Source organism: Streptomyces sp. SID9727, from assembly GCF_010550605.1.
In the GTDB taxonomy this organism is placed as follows: domain Bacteria; phylum Actinomycetota; class Actinomycetes; order Streptomycetales; family Streptomycetaceae; genus Streptomyces.
This window is the reverse complement of the sequence record NZ_JAAGNI010000045.1, coordinates 1-4997: the sequence shown is the minus strand read 5'-3', so window position 1 is coordinate 4997 and position 4997 is coordinate 1. Positions and strand designations below refer to the sequence as shown.

Genomic DNA, 4997 nt, shown 5'->3' with positions numbered 1-4997 from the left:
CGGGTCGCAACGTGTCGGCGCCGGCGGTGACCGCGTACGCGGGCTGGGCCGCGGCGGGAACGGTCAGCGCGGCGAGGGGCGCCGCCCGCCGGGTCACCGTCCGGTGTGACGCGTCAGGAACCCCGCGGGCGGCGCGCGCCGGCGGTGTCGAGCCGTGGGCCGCGGGGAAGGAACTCCGACCACTCGGCGGGTACGCGGGTGGGCGTCACGTCCTCGTACCCGAGCCGGGTCTGCGCCTCGCCGGCCCGCCCCGCAGGTTGAGGGGCGTCGCCGGTGGGGAGCGGTGAGTGCCCGGGTCCGGCGTCGCCGTTCCCCTGTACCGGGTACCGCAACCCCGTGTCCGTCACCAGGAAGAGTGATCCCTCGGGCCTGGTCCGGTGGCCCCGGACCTGGGTGTAGAGGAGCCCGCTGCCGGGGGTGACGTAGGTGCTGGTGCTGGTGCCGCTTTCGCCGACGGCGGCGGGGTATGTGGTGCCCGCCCAGGTGCTCAGGGTGGTGCGGCCCCTGTCGTCCGTCGCGCGCAGTACGGAGCAGAGGGTGCTCCGGCGCGCGGTGTCGACGCGGACGGCCTTGCGGGCCGGCCAGTGCGCGGCCTGGCCGGCGAAGGGTGCCGGGTCGGACACGAAGTCCTGGAGGCCCGCCGGGTAGGCGGTGCCGGCCTGGTCGAGGACGGCGGTCTGCGGGGAGTTGACGATCAGCCAGGCGGTGAACTCGGAGACCGGCCGGACCCGGCCGTCGAGCACCACGTGGTACGCGGTGCCCGTGCCGTCCCTGGTCCGCAGCACCGCGCCGACACGGTTCTCGCGGGCCGACAGGTGGCCCTCGATACGGGCGGGGGCGCCGATCTCGCCCGGGACGACGGGGAAGGCGACGGGGCTGCCGGTGTGCAGGGTGGCGAGCCAGTCGCCGGTGACGGCCCGCGGCCGGGCGCGCCCGACCAGGGCGTCGGTGAGGTGTCCGAGATCGCCGGGCCGCTCGTCCACGCGGTATTTGGTGCCCCGGGCGTCCACGAGGTATCGGGTGCCGTGCGGGTCCTGCACGTAGAGGACCTGACCGCCGGTAAGCCGGTTCGGGCCCTCCGTCAGCCGGTGGTCGCGGGCGGCGAGGACGAAGCCGGCCTTCCGCACACCGGTGCCTCCGCTTCCCGGCCGTACGCAGACGGCCCACCGCTTGGCGGTGCCCGCGTCCCCCTCGCCGGGCAGCCGGTCGGGGGCGTACGGGATGCCGATGACCGGTCCGCGTGGGGGCTTTCCGGCGTCGAGGATGTCGTCGGCGACCTGGACGACGCCGTAGTCGCCGGGGGCGAGCAGCAGCCGGGCGGACGCCAGGTTCAGGACGGGGTGCAGCCGGGTACGGCGATGGGCGCCCCGGCCGGTGGTGAGCACCACGTAGCGGGTGGTCGATGTCCTGCCGACGACGACCTTGGCGCCGGGGCGGTCCCAGCCCTTGGGTGCGACCGGGCGGAACATGCCGTACGCGCTGAACCCGGCGAGGAGCAGGGCGCCGGTGAGCACTCCGGGGAGAACGGCGCGCAGGGGGCGTGGGGCTCCCTCGTCGGAGCCGTCCGGTGAGGGCTGGAGGAAGGCGGCCAGGGCCCTTCTCTTCGCACATGCGTACGCGTTCAGTTCGTCCCGTCGGGTCACCATGGCCCGGCCCGCCTTCCCTCTCCACCCGCGCCGCACACTCGCGGGCGCTCACCGCACGCGCTTCGGCGGGGCTCCCCGCTGTCGGCGACCACTATGCCGCCCGCACCTGGGCGTTGACCGGAACCCGGTACGCTGTGCACTTCCGCCGGAGAGTGAGACCGGACGGATGCGGCGCGGGTCGGGACGGCGCGGACGGGGGCAGGGCACGATGGCGAGCAGCGGTGGCGCGCGATTGAACCGGCGGGCCGGGCCGATCGGCACTTTTCGATTGCAACAGCTGGTTCTGTTCGAAGTGGCGGTGGCGGTCCTGCTGTGCGCCTGGGTCGCCGGACCCGCGCTCCTGGGCCCCGCGGGGATGACGGCCGCGCTGCTCGTGGTCCTCGCCGTCGTGCGCAGGCGCCGCCGCTCCCTTCCGGCCTGGCTGGGCACGGTCGTCGCGTTCCGGGCGCGGAACCGGAGGGCCGCCTCGCGGATGCCGGCGGCCGGGCCGGGCCCCTGGTCCCCGGTGGCGCCGCTGAGCGAGTGCGTACCGGCCCTGCGCACCTGTTCGTTCACGCACCGGGACCGGCGGCCGGTGGGCATGGTCGGCGACGGCACACACCTCACCGTGGTGGTGCGGGTGGACGCGGCGGACACGGTGTTGCGGGCGGACCGGACCGTGCGTCCGCTGCCGCCCGGGCTCGTCCGGGACGTGATGGACGTCGACGGCATCCGCCTGGAATCGGCGCGGATCGTGCAGCACACCCGGCCCGCCCCCGCCCCGCACCTCCCCCGCGACGCGGTCGCCACGCTCAACTACGCGCCCCTGCAGGCCCGTGACGGGTCTCCGGCGGTGCGGATCACCTGGGTCACGCTGACGCTCGACCCGGAGCTCTGCCCGGAGGCCGTACGCATGCGGGGCGGCGGCCTGACCGGGGCGCAGCGGTGCCTGGCGCGGGCGGCCGACCAGTTGTCCGGCCGGCTGGCCGGGGCGGGGTTCGGCGCGACGGTGCTGACGGAGCAGGAGCTCGGCGCCGCGCTCACCGCCGCCGCCTGCGCGGACGCCACGACGGCCCCCCGCCCCGACGGGTCCCCCCGGCCCGTCCGCCGCACCCGGGAGACCTCGCGGGCGTGGAGGTGCGACGGGCGCCCGCACACCGCGTACTGGGTGCGCCGGTGGCCGCGCTCCGCTGACGCGCCGATGCCCCGGCTGGTCGCGCTGCTCACCTCGGTACCGGCGCTGGCCACGACGTTCAGCCTGACGCTGGCGCGGGGCGACCGGCAGGAGGTCGCCGCCGCGGGGTACCTCCGGATCAGCGCGCGCACCGGCGGCGAACTCCGCTCGGCGCGACGAGAACTGGAGCGTCTGGCACGCGGGGTGCGGGTCTCGCTCGTACGGCTGGACCGCGAGCAGCTGCCCGGGGTGCTCGCCACGCTCCCGCTCGGCGGGGCCCGCTGATGGCGTCGGCGCCCGGGCGGGTGCGGGGCCGGCTGGGGTTCGGTCCGGTCGGTCCGCGTCGGCGCCGGTACACCATCGGCCCCGAGCAACTGGCCTCGCTGGAGATGCCGGTGGGCGACGACGGGGTGGTGATCGGCGTGGACGAGAAGGACCTCCCCGCCGTCCTCGGCCTCAACCGCCCGTCCCCGTACGACGTCACGCTCATCGGCGGGCTGTGGACGGCGCAGGTGCTCGCCCTGCGGGCGGCGGCGACGGGTGCGCGGATCGCGGTGGAGACGGGACGGGCGCACGCCTGGGCGAGCCTGGTCAGGGCCGCCGCCGGCAGCGGGTGCGTCGCGCTGCACGAGGTCGGCCGGGTGCCCCCGCTGGGCCCCTCGGCGGCCTCGCCGGTCGTCGTCGTACGGGACTGCGGCATGCGTCCGCCGCCCGGGCGGACCGTGTCCGGGCCGTGGCAGTCGGTGCTGACCTTGTTGCCGTACCTGGGTCCGGCCACGCCCGCGCTGACCGAGAAGGCGTCGCTGGTGGGCGTGCAGCGGGTGTCACCCGGCGAGGCGGAGACGGCCGGGCGCCTCCTGCGGCTGCCGGCGGGCGCGGTCCGCGCGCTGCCCGGCCTGGCGGACGGGGTCACCCTCTGGTGCACGCGGCGGGAGAGCCGGCTGGTGACGACCCGGGCGACCGACGCGGAGACGGGGCTCCTGGGCGCCGCGCGCCGGGTGGACTGACGGGCGTACGCCTGGGGGACCGCACGGGTGCGCTCCGGGTGCGACGGGCGGAATTCACGATGCAGTTGTGCCTGTTTGACCGCTTTGGGTTTCACTCCCTGTCGCACTCAGTCCACGTGGGTGCACTACGTGACGTACGGGACAGCGTTCGCGGCGCTGTACGGCCTGCCGTGGCGGGGCCCATGGCGATTAGGCTGGGTCCGGACGCGGCGGAGAACCTGTGGGCAGGCCATGTGCGTCCCAGGGGGAGAGCCGGGCGGTTCGCGTTACGGGAACGCCCCCACCCACCACGGCACAAGGGTGCTCGACCACACCAGGAGGCAAAGTGAACGGCGATCGGGACGAGATGCGCGGGGGCTGGGACAAGCCCGTCGACGAGTCGTCCGACGCGGAGCCCGCCGAGACGACGGGTGAGTTCACCATCGACTACACCCCGCCCGCCTGGTACACGCAGAACGCGCCGGGTGACTCCTCGGGCGGCACCGGTACGCCGCCGGCATCGCCCCCGCCGCCGAGCGGGGATCCGGTTCCGCTGCCGCCGCCCCCGGCGCAGCGCGGCTTCGACCCCGGCCGGACCCCCGCCCCGCCGGCCACCGGCGACCTCGACAGCGGCGCCACCATGCGCTTCTCGGCCTCCGCGCTGAAGCGGGAGATCGAGGAGCGCGAACGCGCGGAGCGCGAGGCACAGACGGACGCCGGGGCGGTGGGCGGCGACACGCCGTCCGGTGCCGACGCCGACGACGACGCGGCGGGGACGCCCGGCGCGGATCAGGAGGAGTCCTGGGACGAGGTCCTGGGCAGAGTCTTCGACTTCGAGCCGGAAGTGACGGAGGACAGCGCGAAGCCCGCGGCCGAGGACAAAAGCGCCTCCGCGGACGCGACCGGAAGCGTCTCCACGGCCGAGGACGGCGAGGGGAGCGGCAGGGCCGACCTCCCATCGGCCGCCGGCGCGCCCTCGGAGCCGGACAACCTGAAGCCTCACGACGCGGAGCCGGCCGACGCCGTGCTCTCGGATGCCGCGCCCTCCGACGAGGCCGCCCCGGTCTCCGGCGAGGCGGACTCCCCCGAGCCGGGCGACGAGGCTCCGGTGACCGGCGCCACTCCCTCGGCAGCGGCGCCCCGCGACGTACCGGCGGACAGCGCGCCGCAGGACGCCTCGCCGTCCCCCTGGGCACCGGCCGCCCCCGCGCA

General features: G+C 76.2%; 4 protein-coding genes. 3 read left to right on the top strand and 1 reads right to left on the bottom strand.

The window, feature by feature from the left end; genetic code table 11:
- Nucleotides 1-113 precede the first annotated feature (113 nt).
- Complete coding sequence (gene eccB, locus G3I41_RS02700; RefSeq protein ID WP_164398691.1) at nt 114-1646, bottom strand: type VII secretion protein EccB; 1533 nt, start codon at nt 1644-1646, stop codon at nt 114-116.
- 268 nt (nt 1647-1914) lie between these two features.
- On the opposite strand from eccB, the gene eccE reads away from it, so the two are divergent.
- The 3 genes from eccE to G3I41_RS02685 form a co-directional block, all read left to right on the top strand.
- Complete coding sequence (gene eccE / locus G3I41_RS02695) at nt 1915-3084, top strand: type VII secretion protein EccE (protein WP_164398690.1); 1170 nt, start codon at nt 1915-1917, stop codon at nt 3082-3084.
- Complete coding sequence (locus tag G3I41_RS02690) at nt 3084-3806, top strand: hypothetical protein (protein ID WP_164398689.1); 723 nt, start codon at nt 3084-3086, stop codon at nt 3804-3806. The genes eccE and G3I41_RS02690 overlap by 1 nt, the downstream gene beginning before the upstream one ends.
- A 325-nt stretch (nt 3807-4131) precedes the next feature.
- Nucleotides 4132-4997: SCO5717 family growth-regulating ATPase (locus G3I41_RS02685; RefSeq protein ID WP_343242042.1), on the top strand; the 866-nt coding region annotated here is incomplete at its 3' end.